Source organism: Arthrobacter sp. MDT1-48-3, assembly GCF_054511015.1.
The window spans coordinates 442,659-459,685 of the sequence record NZ_JBTNDL010000001.1; the positions used below are offsets into that span (position 1 = coordinate 442,659).

Genomic DNA, 17,027 nt, shown 5'->3' on the forward strand with positions numbered 1-17,027 from the left:
ACCGCCGCTCACCGCACAATCGCCGCATCTCGGCTAGGTCCTGTGACGCCGGGCACACACCGGCGGGGAGAACTCGATAGTGTTCCACTGGAGCACGTTGCGGTGCGGCGAGCCGTCGCGGCACCCTGCGTCCTGTCCGTCATTGAACACGTCACAAAGGGGTAGAACATGACCGCCGAACGACAAGGCGATGCCTTCGAGAACCTGCTGCACGAGGAACGGCGCTTCCCGCCCAGCGACGCGTTCGCCGCGAACGCCGTCGCCCAGCCGTCCCTCTACGACGAGGCACGCGAGCAGGGCACGGAGTTCTGGGCCCGCCAGGCGCGGGAGCTCCTCACCTGGGACCGAGACTTCACCGAGACGCTCGACTGGTCGGACGCGCCCTTCGCGAAGTGGTTCGTGGGCGGCACGGTCAACGCCGCCTACAACGCCCTCGACCGCCATGTCGAAGCCGGCCTCGGCGACCGCGTCGCCATCCACTTCGAGGGCGAGCCCGGTGATACACGCACCATCACGTACGCGGAACTGACCCGGGAGGTGAAGAAGGCGGCGAACGCCTTCGAGTCGCTCGGCGTGGCGAAGGGCGACCGCGTCGCCGTCTACCTGCCCATGATCCCCGAGGCGGTCGTCACGATGCTCGCCTGTGCGCGGATCGGCGCCGTCCACTCCGTCGTCTTCGGTGGTTTCTCGGCGGACGCCCTCCGCAGCCGCATCGACGACGCCGAGGCCAAGCTCGTGGTCACCTCCGACGGCACCTACCGCCGTGGCAAGCCGAGCCCCCTCAAGCCGGCGGTCGACGGGGCCCTCGAGAAGGAGGGCCACACGGTCACGAGCGTGGTCGTGGTCCGCCGCAACAACGAACCGGTCGAGTGGACCGAGGGACGCGACACCTGGTGGCACGACGTCGTCGACGGCGCCCCGGAGGAACACGTCGCCGTCGCGCACGACTCGGAGCACCCGCTGTTCATCCTGTACACCTCGGGGACCACGGGGAAGCCGAAGGGCATCCTGCACACGACCGGCGGTTACCTCGCCCAGACCGCGTTCACCCATCGGAACACCTTCGACCTGCGGCCCGAGACCGATGTGTTCTGGTGCACGGCGGACATCGGCTGGGTCACCGGTCACAGCTACGTCACCTACGCGCCCCTCGTGAACGGCGCCACCCAGCTGATGTACGAGGGGACGCCGGACACCCCGCACCAGGGCCGCTGGTGGGAACTGATCGAGAAGTACAGGGTGTCCATCCTCTACACGGCACCGACGGCCATCCGCACGTTCATGAAGTGGGGCCGCGACATCCCGCAGAAGTACGACCTCTCGTCGATCCGCGTGCTCGGCTCCGTCGGGGAGCCGATCAACCCCGAGGCGTGGATGTGGTACCGGGAGGTGATCGGCGGCGGACAGGCGCCGATCGTGGATACGTGGTGGCAGACGGAGACCGGCGCGCACATGATCGCGCCGATGCCCGGGGTGACCGCGACCAAGCCGGGCTCCGCGCAGGTCGCCGTACCGGGCATCGCCGTCGACGTCGTCGACGAGATGGGGGTGTCGGTGCCGGACGGTTCCGGCGGCTACCTGGTGATCCGCGAGCCGTGGCCCGCCATGCTGCGTGGCATCTGGGGCGACCCGCAGAGGTTCAAGGACACCTACTGGTCCCGCTTCGACGACATGTACTTCGCCGGGGACGGCGCCAAGAAGGACAGCGACGGGGACATCTGGCTCCTCGGCCGGGTCGACGACGTCATGAACATCTCCGGCCACCGCCTGTCCACCACCGAGATCGAATCGGCGCTGGTGAGCCACCCGTCCGTCGCGGAGGCCGCCGTCGTCGGTGCCAGTGACGAGACGACGGGCGAGGCCGTGGTCGCCTTCGTCATCCTCCGTGGCTCGGCGAAGGACGACGACGACATCGTCACCACCCTGCGCAACCACGTGGGCAAGGAGATCGGACCGATCGCCAAGCCGCGGAACATCCTGGTGGTGCCCGAACTGCCGAAGACCCGCAGCGGGAAGATCATGCGGCGCCTGCTCAAGGACGTCGCCGAAGGCCGCGAGGTGGGCGACGCCACGACGCTGTCCGACCCCACGATCATGCAGCAGATCGCCGTCTCGCTCCGGAAGTAGCGCCCGACCCGGGACGCAGAGAGGCCCCCGCGCGTGCGGGGGCCTCTCTGCGTCCAGCTGGAACGGATCAGCCGATCGTGGCGTCGACCGTGACCTCGATGTTGCCGCGCGTGGCGTTCGAGTAGGGGCACACCTGGTGGGCCTGCTCGACGAGTGCGTCCGCCGTCTCCTGGTCCACGCCGCCGATCTCGGCGTGCAGGGCGACGGCGAGCTGGAACGCGCCGCCGTCGACCGCGTCGATGCTCACCTCGGCGGTGACCGCCGTGTCGCTGATCCTGGCCTTGCTGCGGCCGGCGACGAGCTTCAGTGCGCTGTGGAAGCAGGCTGCGTAGCCGAGGGCGAAGAGCTGCTCGGGGTTCGTGGCGCCACCGGCGCCGCCCATCTCCTTCGGGACCGCCAGGTCGACGACGAGCTGCCCGTCGTCTGTGTGTGCCTTGCCGTTGCGTCCGTCGCCCGTGGCGGTGGCGACTGCGGTGTAGAGAGCACTCATGTGGGGAGATCCTTCCGTCGTGGGGGCCGGACTGGCCCCCGCTCCTTCAGGTAGACTAACTAGTAACTCCACCCGACCCAAATCCACCCTCTCACGGGAGCATCCATGAACGCCCAGCCCTCCGTCCGGGAACGCATCCTCGCGTCCGCGACACGACTGTTCGACGCCGACAGCATCCGCTCGGTCAGTGCGGACAAGGTGATCGCCGACGCCGGGACCACGAAGGTCACCTTCTACCGGCATTTCGGGTCCAAGGAGCACCTCGTGGTGGCCTACCTCGAGAACCAGCTGGAGCAGTTGCGGACCGCCGTCGACAGGGAGCGTGCTGCGGGCCCGGATGCCTGCAGCGTCCTGCTCGCCCTGGCCGCCGCCAACGGCAGTGCAGCCTGCCGGCCGGGATTCCGCGGATGCACCTTCATCAATGCGGCCGCCGAGTACCCGGCAGCCGACAACGTGGTCCGCGCCGCCGTCGAGCGGTACCGGGCGTGGTTGCACTCCGTCGTCACGGAGCTGCTGTCCGAGCTCGGGGTGGAGCAGCCCGGGATCGTCGCGGACCAGCTCATCATGCTGCGTGACGGCGCCATGGTGCAGGGCTACCTGGGCGACCCGACGGCGATCACGGAGTCGCTCATCACCACGGGGCGTGCCATCATCACCGCCGGTGCCGGTTCGGCCCTGCCCACCTGAGCAGCCCGGCGGCTCCGAGCAGCGCCGCAGCGGCCGCGCTGCGGACGGACGACCTGCCCGGGATGTGACGTTCGTCCGAAAAGATGGCCCGTACGCCGGAGCGAGAGGATGATTTCAGCGTGTCCACTACCGTGCAGCAGCCCCCCGTATCGAATCCGCGCATGGCCCGCCGCGTCGCCGGAGCCTCCTTCGTCGGAACAGCCCTCGAGTCCTACGACTTCTACGTGTTCGGCACCGCCGCCGCGCTCGTCTTCAACACCGTCTTCTTCACCGAGCAGGATCCGCTCGCCGGGACCCTCTCGGCATTCCTGGTCTTCGCGATGGGATTCGTGGCACGCCCCCTCGGCGCGATCCTCTTCGGGCACCTCGGTGACCGGATCGGCCGCAAGCGCACCCTGATCTGGACCATCACCCTGATGGGGCTGGCCACCGGCACCGTCGGGCTGCTGCCCGACTACAGCACCATCGGCGTGTGGGCACCGATCATCCTGACCGTGCTGCGCCTGCTGCAGGGCCTCTCGCTCGGCGGGGAGTGGGGCGGCTCGATCCTCATCGCCACCGAGCACGCCGAGCCCCGCAAGCGCGCGCTCTACGCCTCGATCCCCCAGCTCGGGTCCCCCGTCGGCACCATGCTGATCTCCGCCATCTTCCTCGTCCTCGCCGTCGTCGCCCCGGACGTCATGACGACCTGGGGCTGGCGCATCCCGTTCCTGCTCGCCTTCCCGTTCCTCGCCGTCGCGATCTACCTCCGGCTCGCCATCGACGAGACGCCCGTCTTCCGGGAGACGAGCCGGCAGCATGCCCTCCCCCGCGTCCCCTTCCTCGAGGTCCTGAAGTCCCAGCCCACCGCGATCGTGATCGCCATCGCCTCCGCGGTCCTGGGTATCGGCTCCTACTTCCTCATGGTCACCTACACCCAGGCCTACGGCACCGAGACCCTCGGGCTGTCCCAGGCGACGGTCCTGAACGCAGCCCTCGTGGGGTCGATCCTCCAGCTCGTCACCATCCCGGCCTTCGGCTACCTGGCGATGCGCATCGGCTCCGCGAAGGTGGTCGCCGGCGGGGCGCTCGGGACCGCGCTGATCGCCTTCCCGCTGTACTGGACCATCAGCATCGCGACGGAACCCCTGTACATCGCCGCGATCATCCTCGGCGGGATCCTGCCGACCGCCAGCTGGGCAGCCCTGGGCGGCCTGATGGCGGACATCTTCCGGCCGGCGACGGCGTTCACTGCCCTGTCCTTCGCCTACAGCATCGCCGCGATCGTCGCAGGCTTCGCCCCGTCGATCACCCAGCAGTTCGGCATCGCGACGGGCGGTGCCTGGTGGCACCCGGGCGTCGTCCTCGCCGCCATGAGCCTCGTGACGGTGGCCGGCGCGGTGGGCGCGGTGCGGTTGCGCTCCCGCCTCGCGGATCCTCCGGCCGGTGCCGGGCGTGCGGCATAGTTAGGGCATGACCCCGGCACGCACCCCCCGCATCCTCGTGATCAACGGCCCGAACCTGAACCTGCTCGGCACCAGGGAGCCGGCCGTGTACGGGACGGCGACGCTCGACGACGTCGTCCGCCTCGCGTCGGATGCCGCACGGGAGCGCGGCTGCACCACGACGGCGATGCAGTCCAACCACGAGGGCGAGATCATCGACGCCATCCACGCCGCACGCACGACGGCGGACGGGATCGTCATCAACGCCGGCGCCTACACGCACACGTCGATCGCCATCCGGGACGCCCTCGCCGGGGTGGGCCTCCCGGTCGTCGAGGTGCACATCAGCAATGTGCACCGGCGCGAGGAGTTCCGGCACCATTCCTTCCTCTCGGGCGTCGCGGATGCCGTGATCGTCGGTGCGGGCGTCGACGGCTACCGCCTGGCGGTGGACCACCTCGCGACCCGGCTCACCGCTGCGACCGACGGCGCCGCATCGTTCCCGAAAAGTTAGCCCGGGCACCGTCGCGTGGACGGCGACGGCCCCGGACATAGGGCACGATGGTGCTATGACGGACATCACTCCCGCCGGAAGCGCGGCCGACCAGCCAGAGAACCTCGACGCACCCCTGCTCGAGGTGCGGAACCTGGCGGTGAGCTTCCGGACCACCCACGGCGAGGTCCAGGCGGTCGAGGACGCGAGTTTCACGCTCAAGCGCGGCAGCGCCCTCGCGATCGTCGGAGAGTCGGGCTCGGGCAAGTCGACGACGGCGATGGCCTGCATCGGCCTCCTGCCCGGCAACGGCCGGGTCACCTCCGGCAGCATCCTGTTCGAGGGCCAGGACCTGGTGGCTCTGCCGGAAGCGAGGATGCGCTCCATCCGCGGCAGGGCGATCGGCCTCGTACCGCAGGACCCGATGTCCAACCTGAACCCGGTGACGAAGATCGGCACGCAGGTCGCCGAAACACTCCTCGTCCACGGCATGGCGACCAAGAAGAACGTCAGGCAGCGCGTCATCGAGGTACTGACGTCCGCCGGCCTGCCCGACGCCGGCGAGCGCGCCAAGCAGTACCCGCACGAGTTCTCGGGTGGCATGCGGCAGCGGGCCCTGATCGCGATCGGCCTCGCCTGCCAGCCCCGCCTGCTCATCGCCGACGAGCCGACGTCGGCCCTGGACGTCACCGTGCAGCGCACCATCCTCGACCAGATCGAGACGATGACCGAACAGCTCGGCACGTCGGTCCTCCTCATCACGCACGACCTCGGGCTGGCCGCCGAGCGTGCCTCGCAGCTCGTGGTGATGCATCGCGGCCGTGTGGTCGAGACCGGACCGGCCGAGCAGCTGCTCAACGATCCGCAGCACCCCTACACGCAGTCCCTCGTCCGGGCGGCCCCGAGCGTCGCCGCCGTCCGCCTGCGCCCCGGCGCCTTCACGGCGGACGCCGCGAGCCGGCTCAAGCTGGCCGAGGCCGTCTTCGCGGAGCACGAGGCAGGACACGACGGCGGGGTTCCCACCGACCACGGTTCCGACCACCTTTCCGCGACGAGTGATGGACATGCCCAGGACGCACCCCGCGCTGCCGCCGGAGCGCATGCTGCGACGTCGTCCTCGGACCGTCCGGCCGCACCCGGGATCGACGCGGCTCCCGCCGGCCCCGCAGCTCCCCCGAACATCGTCGAGATCCGTGACCTCACGAAGATCTACAAGCGCCGCGGCAGCAAGGAGGACTTCTACGCGGCGAAGAACGTCACGCTCGATGTCCCGCGCGGGCAGACCGTCGCGATCGTCGGGGAATCGGGCTCGGGCAAGACCACGACGGCGCGCATGCTCCTCAAGCTGATCGAGCCGACCTCGGGGACCATGACGTTCGACGGCATGGACGTGGCCACCCTCGACAAGGCGCAGCTCAACGACTTCCGCCAGCGCGTGCAGCCGATCTTCCAGGACCCCTACTCCTCGCTGAACCCGATGTTCACGATCGAGCGCATCGTCGAGGAACCCCTCAACGCGTACAAGCGCGGGTCCCGGAAGGAGCGGGCGGCACGTGTCCGCGAACTGATGGACCAGGTCTCCCTCCCGCAGAACGCCCTGCGGCGCTACCCGGCGGAGCTCTCCGGCGGGCAGCGGCAGCGTGTGGCGATCGCACGGGCCCTCGCCCTGCAGCCCGAGCTGATCGTCTGCGACGAGCCCGTCTCCGCGCTCGACGTCCTGGTGCAGGCACAGATCCTGAAACTCCTCGGCGAACTGCAGTCCGAACTGGGCCTCAGCTACCTCTTCATCTCCCACGACCTCGCCGTCGTCCGCCTCATCTCGGACTACGTGTGCGTGATGAAGGACGGCGAGCTCGTGGAGGCCGCCAGCTCCGAAGAGGTCTTCCAGAACCCCCGCCACCCCTACACCCGGAGGCTGCTTGCCTCCATCCCGGGCAACGAGCTCAACATCGACGAGGACCTGGCCTCCTAGAGCCGTCACCAGCCGATGCGGTCGAAGGCCTCCCGGAGCTTGCGGCCGCGCAGCGGGTTGAGGGACTCCACCCAGGAGATGCGCCCGCCGAGGTGTGCGCGGAAGTCGGCCTGGCCGCGTCGCTGCGACTCCGGACCGTGGACGAGGCAGTTGTACAGGGTCGCCTTGAGGGCGTCGTAGTCGGCCCGTGCCACGTTCGGATGCGCATTGACGACGACGCCCGTCACGGTCTGCCGTGTCGCCGCGCTGCGGACGCGGGTCTTGTGCCTGTTCACCTCGTGGCCCTCGGCCGCGACGATGCGCTCGGCACCCCGGAGAAAGGCGTCCGCCCGGCGGGCGAGGCCGGCCGGGCCGCTGAAGGCGAGGTCGTCCGCGTAGCGCGTGTACGTGCCACCGGCTGCCTCCGCCCAGCCCGCCAGCCGGGAATCGAGCCGCCGCACCGCGAGGTTGGCGAGGGCGGGTGAGGACGGCGCGCCCTGCGGGAGGTGTGCGGCACGCAGGGCCCGGGCGAGTGCGAAGCGCTCCTCCGGAGTGCCGCCGCCGGGCATGGCCCGCAGGACAGCCTCGGGGACGGAGTGGGTGCAGAGTCCGGTGAGTACGTGCGCGGTGGCCTCGGGGCAGCCCGCCTGCCGCAGCACACCGAAGATCCGGCCCGGTGACACGTGCGCGAAGAAGGAGACGAGGTCCAGGGAGATGACGACGTCCATCCCGGCATGCAGGGCCGCACCCGTCCTCGCGCTGCGTCCCGGGACGAACCCGTGGGCGGCGGGGTGCAGGGGGATCGGGGCGAGGACGAGACCGAGCACCCGGCGCTGCACGGTGCGCAGGCGGATCCCGGGGACCTCCAGGAGCCGCGGGACACGTCCCGGGCGCGAACGCCACTCGTAGCGGTAGTGGCGGAGTGCCTGGCTCGGTGCGCGCCGGTTCCAGGACCGGGTGTCGGCGAACCAGTCGAGCTCGCCCGGTGTCAGCCTGAGCTCCCGCGCGAGCCGACCCAGGTCCCCGGCGCCCGGTGCTGCCGGCGCCCCCGTCCCGAGGTCCACGCGGGATGGGCGGTGCCCCTCCTCCGGGGCGCCTGCGGTCAGGTACCGGGCCGGGGTGATCGGAACGCCCCTCGCGGCCGCTCGCCCGATCGCGTCCGTGAAGACCGGCTGGGCGCGGATCCAGCGGGCGAGCTCACGCGGAGCGCCGTCGGGCCGCCGCGGGTAGCCGGCGAGCACGGCGCGGACGAGCGGCCCCAACCAGCGCCGCCGGCTCCCGAGGACGGCGGCACCGGCGTCCAGGAGGTCCTCGCGCTGCCAGGCGGGCGCGGTCAGGAATGCCCCCGCGAGGAGGAACGCGAGTCCCGGACCGCCGGGCGCAGGCGTCCGTGCGAGCGTCCTGGCCGCCGCCGTCCCACGGCTGGCCCGGTCCGGGCCGCCCCGGGCAGGGAAGGATCCGCCGTCGTCCGGCAGGGATTCGGTGTCGTCCATGGCTCCCCCTCCGCCTGGGCGTCGCCGCACCGGTGTGCGACAGCGCGACGGATCCCGGCCGACCTGTCCTTCTGTTCGGGCGCTGAGCTGCGCGGAGCGCAGTCAGGCGCCTGAGGCGCCCTGTGCTGGTCGGTCTGCGTGCCCCGGGGTGACCCCGGAGAGGAACGCGCACTGCGTACGTGTTCCGCCTCGGCCGGGATCCGTCGGATGCCACCCTAGCAAGCGCCACGAACCGTCATGGCCTGTACCAGCGCGGGTAGGGCGCATAGATTGGCCGCACACGACGAGGCGGAGGAGCAGCATGAGCGACCAGGTGATCACGGGAACGACGACGGCGTCGGGTTGGCCGGCGCTACGCGTCGCGGACTGGCAGGACACGCAGGCGACACTGCACATGTGGCTCCAGGTGGTCGGCAAGATCCGCATGGCGCACGCCCCGCTGGTCAACCACTGGTGGCAGGTGCCGCTCTACGTGACGCCGCGCGGGCTCGGCACCTCCGCCGTCCCCTACGGGGACGGGATGTTCGACATCGAGGCCGACGTCGTGGCGCACCGCCTGGTGGTGCGCAGCAGTTCCGGCGGGGACCGCAGCGTGCCGCTCGAGCCGCAGTCGGTGGCGGAGTTCCACGCACGGACCATGGCGGCACTGGCCGAGCTCGGCATCGACGCACCGATCCGGGCCGTGCCCACGGAGGTGGATCCCGCCGTACCCTTCGCCGAGGACCACCACCACGCGTCCTACGACGCAGCGGCGGTGAACGCGTTCTGGCGGCAGCTCATCCAGGCGGAACGGGTCCTCACGCGCTTCCGCGCCGAGTTCCTCGGCAAGGTGAGCCCCGTGCACTTCTTCTGGGGTGCCATGGACCTTGCCTGCACGCGCTTCACCGGACGTCCTGCCCCCATCCATCCGGGCGGTGCGCCGAACTGCGCCGACTGGGTCATGCAGGAGGGCTACTCGCACGAGCTCTCCAGCTGCGGGTTCTGGCCCGGCGGCGGCGAGGAGGGCGCCTTCTACTCCTATGCCTACCCCGAGCCCGAGGGGTACCGCGATGCCGTCATCGACGTCGACGGCGCCTACTACAGCACCGAGTTCCGCCAGTTCCTGCTGCCCTACGAGGCCGTGCGCACCAGCGAGGACCCGGATGCCACGCTGCTGCGGTTCCTGCGGGCCACCTACCGGGCCGCGGCGGCCACAGGTGGGTGGGACCCCGACCTGCTCATCGACCCGCACCGACTGGACCGGCACGCCCGCTAGGAGGGCCTTTGGCCCGCCTGCCCCGGAACCGGCAGCGGCCACCGCCCCGAGGGGTGATGGCCGCTGATGCACCGGGAAGCGGTCGCTACTTCCTCCGGGTCTTCGGATCGAGGGCCTCGCGCAGCGATTCCCCCAGAAGGGTGAAGCCCAGTGCCGTGATGGCGATGCATGCACCGGGCAGGAAGGCGAGCTGCGGAGCTACCGCGAGTTCCGCCTGGGCGTAGGTGAGCATGCGCCCCCACTCGGCGGCCTGGGGCAGGCCGCCACCGAGGCCCAGGAACGACAGCGCCGCCGCGTCGATCACGGCCGTCGCGAGCGTGAGCGTCGCCTGCACGATCACCGGTCCCATGCTGTTCGGCAGGAGGTGGCTCATGGTGATGGTCCGGCGGCTGAGCCCGAGGGTCTGGGCCGCCAGGATGTAGTCCGCCCCCCGCTGCGACAGCATGGAGGACCGCAGGAGCCTCGCGAAGATCGGGATCTGCGAGACGCCGATCGCGATCATGATGGCGTAGGAACTCTGGCCGAGCACCGCGGCGATGCTGACGGCGAGCAGCAGGTTGGGGACGGACAGCAGGATGTCCACGAAGCGCATGATGACGTTGTCCACCCAGCCACCGAGCCCGCCGGCCAGGACGCCGAGCAGCATGCCGCCCGCCAGGCCGAGCGCCGTCGAGACGACACCGATCAGCAGTGACGCCTGGGCGCCCCAGATGAGCTTGCTGAGCACGTCCCCGCCGAACCGGTCGAGGCCCAGCGGGAAGCCGTCGATCTCACCGGGACCGGGGATGGTGGTGGGCGTGATGGAGGTGCGACCCGGCAGCTCGTCGCCGCCGTACGGCGCCAGGATGGGCGCGAGGACGGCCACGAGCAGGAAGAGGCCGATGATGACGGCACCGACGATCGCCTGCGGGTTCCTGCGCAGGCGGAGGAAGGCGTCCTTCCACAGGCCGGTGCCCCGACCGGTGTCGATGGCGGGATCGTTCGGGGCCGCTGAACCGCCGGCGGCGGGAGGCAGGATGGTACTCATTGCACACGCACCCTCGGGTCGATGACGGAGTAGGACAGGTCGACGATCAGGTTGATCAGGGCGTACAGGATCGCGATGAAGATGATGAAGCCCTGAAGCACGGGGTAGTCCAGGCCGAAGATCGCGTCGCGCAGGAACCGGCCGATGCCGTTGAAGGCGAAGACCGTCTCCGTCAGGACCGCCCCCGAGATGAGCAGGCCCAACTGCAGGCCGATGGTCGTCACGACGGGGAGCATGGCGTTCCGCAGGATGAAGCTGCCGCGGATGGTGCGTTCCATCAGGCCCTTGGCGCGGGCCGTGCGGACGTAGTCCGCGTTCTGCACCTCGAGGACCGAGGCGCGCGTGATGCGGACGATGATCGCCAGCGGGATGGTCCCGAGGGCCAGCCCCGGCAGGATGAGGTGCAGGAACGCGTCCCACGCGGCGTCGTACTCGCCCGTGAGCAGTCCGTCGAGCACGTAGAACTGTGTGTAGTGCGTCGCGTCGATGCGCGGGTCCTGCCGGCCGTCGGGCGGCAGCAGGGACCACTGGATGGCGAACAGGTACTTGAGGATGAAGGCCAGGAAGAAGACGGGCACGGTGATGCCGATGAGGCTCAGGACCACGGAGCTGTGGTCGAGGAACCGGCCGTAGTACCGCGCGGCCAGGTAGCCGAGCGGGACACCGACGCCGATCGCGAAGATGAGTGCGATGACGGTGAGTTCGAGCGTCGCGGGGAAGCGGGTGGCGAACTCCTCGAGCACCGGGCGCCCGGTGTTGATGGAGACGCCGAAGTCGCCCCGGAGCAGCCTGCCCATGTAAGTGAGGTACTGGGTGAGCAGGGGGCGGTCGAAGCCGTACAGCTCGTTGACGCGGGCGATGGCCTCGGGCGTCGCCTTCTCGCCGAGCAGGGCGGTGGCCGGACCGCCGGGGAGGCTGCGTACCCACAGGAACAGGAGGATGGACAGTCCGAACAGGGTGGGTACGAGCAGGGCTAGCCGCTTACCGATGACGCGTAACACTCAGGATCCTTCCGGGTGGACCGGCTTCAGCCGGACAGGGGTAGTACAGCAGTGTGGAGCCGGCCCCGACACCGGGACCGGCTCCACACGGGTACTGCTGCTACTCGCTCAGCTCGATGTCGGTGAAGACCTCGTCATTGACGGGGCTCGCCGGGTAGGAGGTGACGCGGGGCGCGAAGGCCAGCGAGGGAGCGGGGTGGGCGAGCGGGATGGCCGGGTTGAACTCGGCGATCTGCTCGTTGATCTCCTTGTACATCTCCGTCTGCTGGTCGCGGTCGCTGGTGCCACGGGCTTCGTCGAGGGCCGCGAACAGCTCGGGGTTGTCGAAGCCGAATTCCAGCTTCTCCTGGCCGAAGAAGACGCCGATGAAGTTGTCGGTGTCGTTGTAGTCGCCGGTCCACCCCAGCAGGTGCAGGCCGTGGTCCGGGGTGCCCTGGACCTGGTTCAGGTAGTCGGGCGACCAGGCGGCGGGCGCCGGGTTGACCGTGATGCCGACCTCGCTCAGCTGTGCCTGCAGGTTGGTGAAGACCTGCTCGGGCGTGGGCATGTACGGGCGGGAGACGTTCGTCGGGTAGTTGAAGGTGACGTCGAAGCCGTCGGGGAAGCCGGCCTCGGCCAGGAGTTCCTTCGCACGCTCGGGATCGTAGTCGTACGTCGTGACGTCCTCGTTGTAGCCGTCGACGACCTCGGGGATGAACTGGGTGGCGACCTTCGTTCCCTCGGGCAGCGTCTGCGAGACGAGGGCATCCTTGTCGATCGCGTGGGCGATGGCCTCGCGGACCTTCGGATCCTTCAGCTCGGGGACGGCCTGGTTCATGCCCAGGTAGAGGATGGTGAACGGATCGCGCGGCGTGATGTTGTAGCCGGCGTCCTTGAGCGACTGCGTGTCGGCGGGAGCCACGAGGTCGTAGCCGTCGATGTCACCGGCCTCGAGTGCCTGGCGGCGTGCCTGGGGGTCGTCGATGATGCGGAAGATCGTCTTGGTGATCTGGCCCTTCTCGCCCCAGTAGTCGTCGAAGATCGAGATCTCGAGCTGCTGTCCGACGTCCCAGGAGTCGAACTTGAACGGCCCGGTTCCCACGGGGTGGCCGAGGGCGTACTCGCTCAGCGAGGGAGCCTCCGCGGTGCCGCCGATCTCGTCGGCGGTGAACTCCTCGAGAGCGGTCGGGCTCTGCATGGCGAAGGCCGGCAGCGACAGCGCGGCGATGAATCCGGCGAACGGCTTGGCCAGGTTGACGGTGACTTCATTGTCCCCGTTGGCCTCGCAGGACTCGTAGACGGCGTTCTCGGGGCTGTCCGCGAACCCGCGGAACAGGGAACCGTAGTAGTACGACGTCGTCTCGGCCTGCTGGATGCCGGTCCAGTTGTACCAGCGGTCGAAGTTGAAGCACACGGCTTCCGCGTTGAAGGGCGTGCCGTCGTGGAAGGTGACGCCTTCCTTGAGCTGGAACACCGTGGACAGGCCGTCCTCGGCCGTCTCCCAGGACTCAGCGAGCAGCGGAGCGGGGTCGGCGGTGCCCGGCTCGACGCCGACCAGGCCCTCGAAGATCTGGCGGCTGACGCGGAAGGACTCGCCATCGCTGGCGAAGGCGGGATCGAGCGACTTGGGATCGGAGGACGCGGCGAAGACGAAGGTGGAGTCGACGGCGGCCTCGCCCTCGGTGCCGGTGTTCTCCTCGCGCTGGCTCTGGACGCAGCCGGTCAGGAGGAGTGCGGCGATGGAGAATCCTGCGGTGAGCGCAGCGCGTTTCCTCGCGAAACCTGCGCCGCGCACGGATGTGCCTCGGTTGGACATGTGTTGCTCCCTGGTGAACGAGTGATTCCTACCGGATGTGACCGGTATCCATGGGGACCACAGCGGCGAACGCGCTGATCCGTGTGACGAGCCTAACTTCCGGCGGGGCCGCCGGCGGCATTTCGGGAGCATCGGTGGTTACGATTTGGCATCGCGTGCGACGGACCGGACCGGCGATACCCGCGCGAAACGTGCCTGAAACCGGAGGACCGATGGCTGGAACAGATACTGCAACATCCGTGCGTTATCGCAGCTTCGCGGAGGTCGAGACGCGGGGCTACTCGCCGCTGTACGACGCGTGGTGCATGGGCGTCAGCGGCGACGGCGAACTCCTCGCCCTGCTGGACACGCTCCCTCCGGCACGCCGCCAGCCCGTCCTGTTCCTCGGAGCAGCGCGATTCGTCGGCGTCCCGCTCGGGGACTACGCCGCCTTCCGGTCCTTCGTGCTCGATTCCTGGGACGCCATCCGCTCCGTGATGGAGACGCGTGCCACCCAGACCAACGAGGCCGGCAGGTGCGCTGTCCTGCTGCCGTCCCTGGCGGCGATCAGCGCCGACGAGGGCAGGCCGCTCGCTCTGGTCGAGGTCGGCGCCTCCGCCGGAGCCTGCCTGTACCCCGACCGCTACGCCTACTCCTACTCCCCCGGGCCCTCCCTGCAGCCGCCCGGCGGGTCCCCGGTACCGCCGCTGGACTGCACGGTGGCAGGCCCCGTGCCCGTGCCGTCGTCGCTGCCCGAGGTCGTCTGGCGGGCGGGGATCGACCTGAATCCGCTCGATGCGGGGGACGACGACGACGTCCGCTGGCTCGAGGCACTCGTCTGGCCGGAGCACCGCTTCCGTGCCGAACGCCTCCGCGCGGCCCTCGGCGTCGTCCGGGCGGAACCGCCGCTGCTCATCCGCGGGGACCTGAACGAGCAGATCCTGCCGCTCGTCGCCCGTGCACCGTCGGACGCCGTCGTCGTCGTGTTCCACAGCGCCGTGCTCGCCTACCTCGACCGGGCGGGGCGGGACCGCTTCCGGGACACGATGATGCGGCTCGCCGCGCACCGGGAGCGTCCGGTGCACTGGCTGTCGCACGAGGGCTACGGCACACTCGCCGGTGTGCCCGACGCGATGGAGAAGGCGCCCGGTGAGGAGGACGGACGGTTCGTGCTGCAGCACAACGGCGTCACGATCGCGCGCACCGGACCGCACGGGCAGTCCATCGAGTGGCTGTAGCCCGGAGGGACGTCGTCAGCGCAGGCGCAGGCGCACCGCGTGCCGCGCCATGCGTGCCACCAGATGCGCGCCCGTGTCACGAGGGCTGACGTAGCAGCGCGGCAGGGTGAACCGGTCACCCGGGTCGTAGTCGCCGATCACGCAGCCGTGGTCGTAGCCGGCGGCACGGACGGCATCCGCGGCGGCGTCGTCGAACTCGCCGTAGGGATAGCAGAAACTCACGACGTCGGCCTGCAGGATGTCCTGCAGGACCGTCCTGCTGCCGCCGATCTCCGCGGCCAGGGACTCCGCATCGGCCCCGGGCAGGTGGGGGTGGGTCATGGTGTGGCTGCCGACCTCGTGGCCGGCGGCGGCGACGGTGCGCAGACGGTCGGCATCCATCAGGCCGAGCCGCGGGCCGTCGTCCCACTCGTTGCCGCCACCGAGGCGACCGGCCACCGCATAGAGGGTGCTGGTCATCCCGTGCCGCTGGAGGATCGGGAGGGCGTGCTCCAGGTAGTCGGTGTAGCCGTCGTCGAAGGTGAGCCCGACAAGGCCGCGCGCCTCCCCCCGGTCCGCCGCCCTCAGCAGCTCCGACAGGGACACTCCCCGCAGGCCCGACCGCCGCAGCAACCGCAGGTGCCGGTCCAGCCGGTCCGGGTGCACCCGCAGCCGGTACGGATCCGGCTGGTCCGACGGGCTGATGGAGTGGTACATGAACACCGGTGGGGTCTTCGTGCGCGCCGGCCCGGTGCGGGCACCCCGTTCGCTGGCCATACCGGTTCCCCCCTGGTCGAAGAGCGACGTGTGGCTGTCAGCGTATCAGCGGGCCTGGTCGGCCCTCGTGCACTGTCCTGCGGAGACGGCGTCCTGCAGTCCCTCGGCGCTCTCGACGATGGGACGCAGTTCCGCGAGCGAGAGCGCATAGCCGACGGGCGCGTCGGCGGTGGACTTCGCGAAGACCACGCCGGTGACCCGGCCCTGCAGGTCGAGCAGCGGACCTCCCGAGTTCCCCTGCTGGACGTTCGCGGCGAGGCTGTACACCTGCAGGGGCCGGGGATTCGCGCCGTAGATGTCGTTCACCAGGACGGGGGTGAGTCCCTGGATGCTCGCGGGCTGGATCCGGTACGGGCCACCCGCCGGGTAGCCCGCGAAGGCCGCCGTCGTCCCGTTGGCCAGGTCGTCGCCGAGCGGCAGCGCGGCGGCATCGAGGCCGTCGACGGCGATCACGGCGATGTCGCGGGCCGTGTCGAGCTGCACCACCCGACCGGGCAGCGCTCCCGCGCCCGGGACCTCGACGACGGGCTCGTCCACCCCGGCGACGACATGCGCGTTCGTGACCACCCGGTCGGGCGCGACGACGAAACCCGATCCGGTCTGGTTCTGGCCGCACTGGAAGGCCGTACCGGTGATCCGGACCACCGAACCGGCGGCCGCAGCGAGCTCGGGAGTATCGACGGACGCATCGGGCACATCCGCCGGGGTCACGGGCCCGACGCTCTCCAGGATGGTGGGGATCCCGTCGTCGACCGCGATGGTCCGCAGCTGCGCCAGCCACGAGCGCACCGGCCCCGGCGTCGCCGTGTCGATGCCGCGGATCACCTGGGAGGACGCCAGCTGCTGGGACAGGAACGGGACGCCGAGCGTCCCGACGCTGAAGGCCAGCATCGACAGGACCAGTGCGGCGACGACCACGTTCACGACGCCCCCGAGGAGGCGGTCGACGATCCGCAGCGGCGGGAAGTCGGACCAGCGGCGGATCGAGGCGCCGAGCGCGGAGCCGACGGCCTGGCCCACGATGATGAGGACGATCACGGTGGCGATGACCGCGATCAGGCGCCAGGGGTTGTCCGGCACCCAGGCGCTGACGAGGGGCACTGCGAAGAAGGCGGCCACCGCGCCTGCGACGAATCCGGCGATGCCGCCGAGCGTGACGAGGAACCCGTTCCGGAGCCCCGTCACCAGGTAACCGAGGAGGACCAGCACCAGGACGACGTCGAGGAGGGTGAACCCGGCGAGGCTGAAGTCCGGCACGTATATTCTCCCCTGGCTATGGTGGACGGAGGGCTACGTTCCTCACGACGCTCC

14 protein-coding genes are annotated in these 17,027 nt (G+C 70.1%); 7 read left to right on the forward strand and 7 right to left on the reverse strand.

Going from position 1 to position 17,027, the window contains the following annotated elements; all coding sequences use genetic code 11:
• Window positions 1-168 precede the first annotated feature (168 nt).
• Window positions 169-2,127 carry an acetate--CoA ligase gene (gene acs / locus ACX80L_RS02210; protein ID WP_459287397.1) on the forward strand — a complete coding sequence of 653 codons (1,959 nt, stop codon included), beginning with the start codon at window positions 169-171 and terminating at the stop codon, window positions 2,125-2,127.
• A gap of 67 nt (window positions 2,128-2,194) precedes the next feature.
• Here acs and ACX80L_RS02215 read toward each other — a convergent pair whose 3' ends face one another.
• Complete coding sequence (locus ACX80L_RS02215) at window positions 2,195-2,617, reverse strand: organic hydroperoxide resistance protein (protein ID WP_133081184.1); 423 nt, start codon at window positions 2,615-2,617, stop codon at window positions 2,195-2,197.
• A gap of 105 nt (window positions 2,618-2,722) precedes the next feature.
• Here ACX80L_RS02215 and ACX80L_RS02220 point away from each other — a divergent pair, with 105 nt between their 5' ends.
• From ACX80L_RS02220 to ACX80L_RS02235, 4 genes are all read left to right on the forward strand, one after another.
• Entirely contained in the window at window positions 2,723-3,304 is a 582-nt protein-coding gene (locus ACX80L_RS02220; protein WP_459267329.1) for a TetR/AcrR family transcriptional regulator, read from the forward strand.
• Between the two features lie 119 nt (window positions 3,305-3,423).
• The gene (locus ACX80L_RS02225) at window positions 3,424-4,749 is read left to right on the forward strand and encodes an MFS transporter (RefSeq protein ID WP_459287399.1); all 1,326 of its coding nucleotides are present in this window, start codon (window positions 3,424-3,426) and stop codon (window positions 4,747-4,749) included.
• A 7-nt stretch (window positions 4,750-4,756) separates the two neighbouring features.
• Entirely contained in the window at window positions 4,757-5,242 is a 486-nt protein-coding gene (gene aroQ / locus ACX80L_RS02230; protein WP_459287401.1) for a type II 3-dehydroquinate dehydratase, read from the forward strand.
• Window positions 5,243-5,297: 55 nt separating this feature from the next.
• Complete coding sequence (locus ACX80L_RS02235; RefSeq protein ID WP_459287403.1) at window positions 5,298-7,193, forward strand: dipeptide ABC transporter ATP-binding protein; 1,896 nt, start codon at window positions 5,298-5,300, stop codon at window positions 7,191-7,193.
• 5 nt (window positions 7,194-7,198) lie between these two features.
• On the opposite strand, the gene ACX80L_RS02240 is transcribed toward ACX80L_RS02235, so the two are convergent.
• The gene (locus tag ACX80L_RS02240) at window positions 7,199-8,665 is read right to left on the reverse strand and encodes a reverse transcriptase family protein (RefSeq protein WP_459287405.1); all 1,467 of its coding nucleotides are present in this window, start codon (window positions 8,663-8,665) and stop codon (window positions 7,199-7,201) included.
• Between the two features lie 301 nt (window positions 8,666-8,966).
• On the opposite strand from ACX80L_RS02240, the gene ACX80L_RS02245 reads away from it, so the two are divergent.
• Window positions 8,967-9,920 (forward strand): DUF5996 family protein, encoded by a 954-nt coding sequence (locus ACX80L_RS02245; protein WP_459287407.1) that lies wholly within the window; start codon window positions 8,967-8,969, stop codon window positions 9,918-9,920.
• Between the two features lie 85 nt (window positions 9,921-10,005).
• Here the strand turns inward: ACX80L_RS02245 and ACX80L_RS02250 are convergent, their stop codons facing one another.
• From ACX80L_RS02250 to ACX80L_RS02260, 3 genes are all read right to left on the reverse strand, one after another.
• On the reverse strand, window positions 10,006-10,947 hold the full coding sequence (locus ACX80L_RS02250) for an ABC transporter permease (protein WP_133081190.1): 942 nt from the start codon (window positions 10,945-10,947) through the stop codon (window positions 10,006-10,008).
• A complete protein-coding gene (locus tag ACX80L_RS02255) occupies window positions 10,944-11,948 on the reverse strand; it encodes an ABC transporter permease (protein ID WP_133081191.1) in 1,005 nt (334 codons plus the stop codon). The genes ACX80L_RS02250 and ACX80L_RS02255 overlap by 4 nt, the downstream gene beginning before the upstream one ends.
• A 100-nt stretch (window positions 11,949-12,048) precedes the next feature.
• Entirely contained in the window at window positions 12,049-13,743 is a 1,695-nt protein-coding gene (locus ACX80L_RS02260) for an ABC transporter substrate-binding protein (RefSeq protein ID WP_459287409.1), read from the reverse strand.
• A 239-nt stretch (window positions 13,744-13,982) separates the two neighbouring features.
• Between ACX80L_RS02260 and ACX80L_RS02265 the strand changes: the two genes are divergently transcribed.
• Entirely contained in the window at window positions 13,983-14,960 is a 978-nt protein-coding gene (locus ACX80L_RS02265; RefSeq protein WP_459287411.1) for a DUF2332 domain-containing protein, read from the forward strand.
• Window positions 14,961-14,975: 15 nt separating this feature from the next.
• Here the strand turns inward: ACX80L_RS02265 and ACX80L_RS02270 are convergent, their stop codons facing one another.
• Together ACX80L_RS02270 and ACX80L_RS02275 are read right to left on the reverse strand one after the other, a co-directional pair.
• Complete coding sequence (locus ACX80L_RS02270; protein WP_133081194.1) at window positions 14,976-15,716, reverse strand: polysaccharide deacetylase family protein; 741 nt, start codon at window positions 15,714-15,716, stop codon at window positions 14,976-14,978.
• A 45-nt stretch (window positions 15,717-15,761) separates the two neighbouring features.
• Entirely contained in the window at window positions 15,762-16,973 is a 1,212-nt protein-coding gene (locus ACX80L_RS02275; RefSeq protein ID WP_133081195.1) for a MarP family serine protease, read from the reverse strand.
• Window positions 16,974-17,027: the final 54 nt, after the last annotated feature.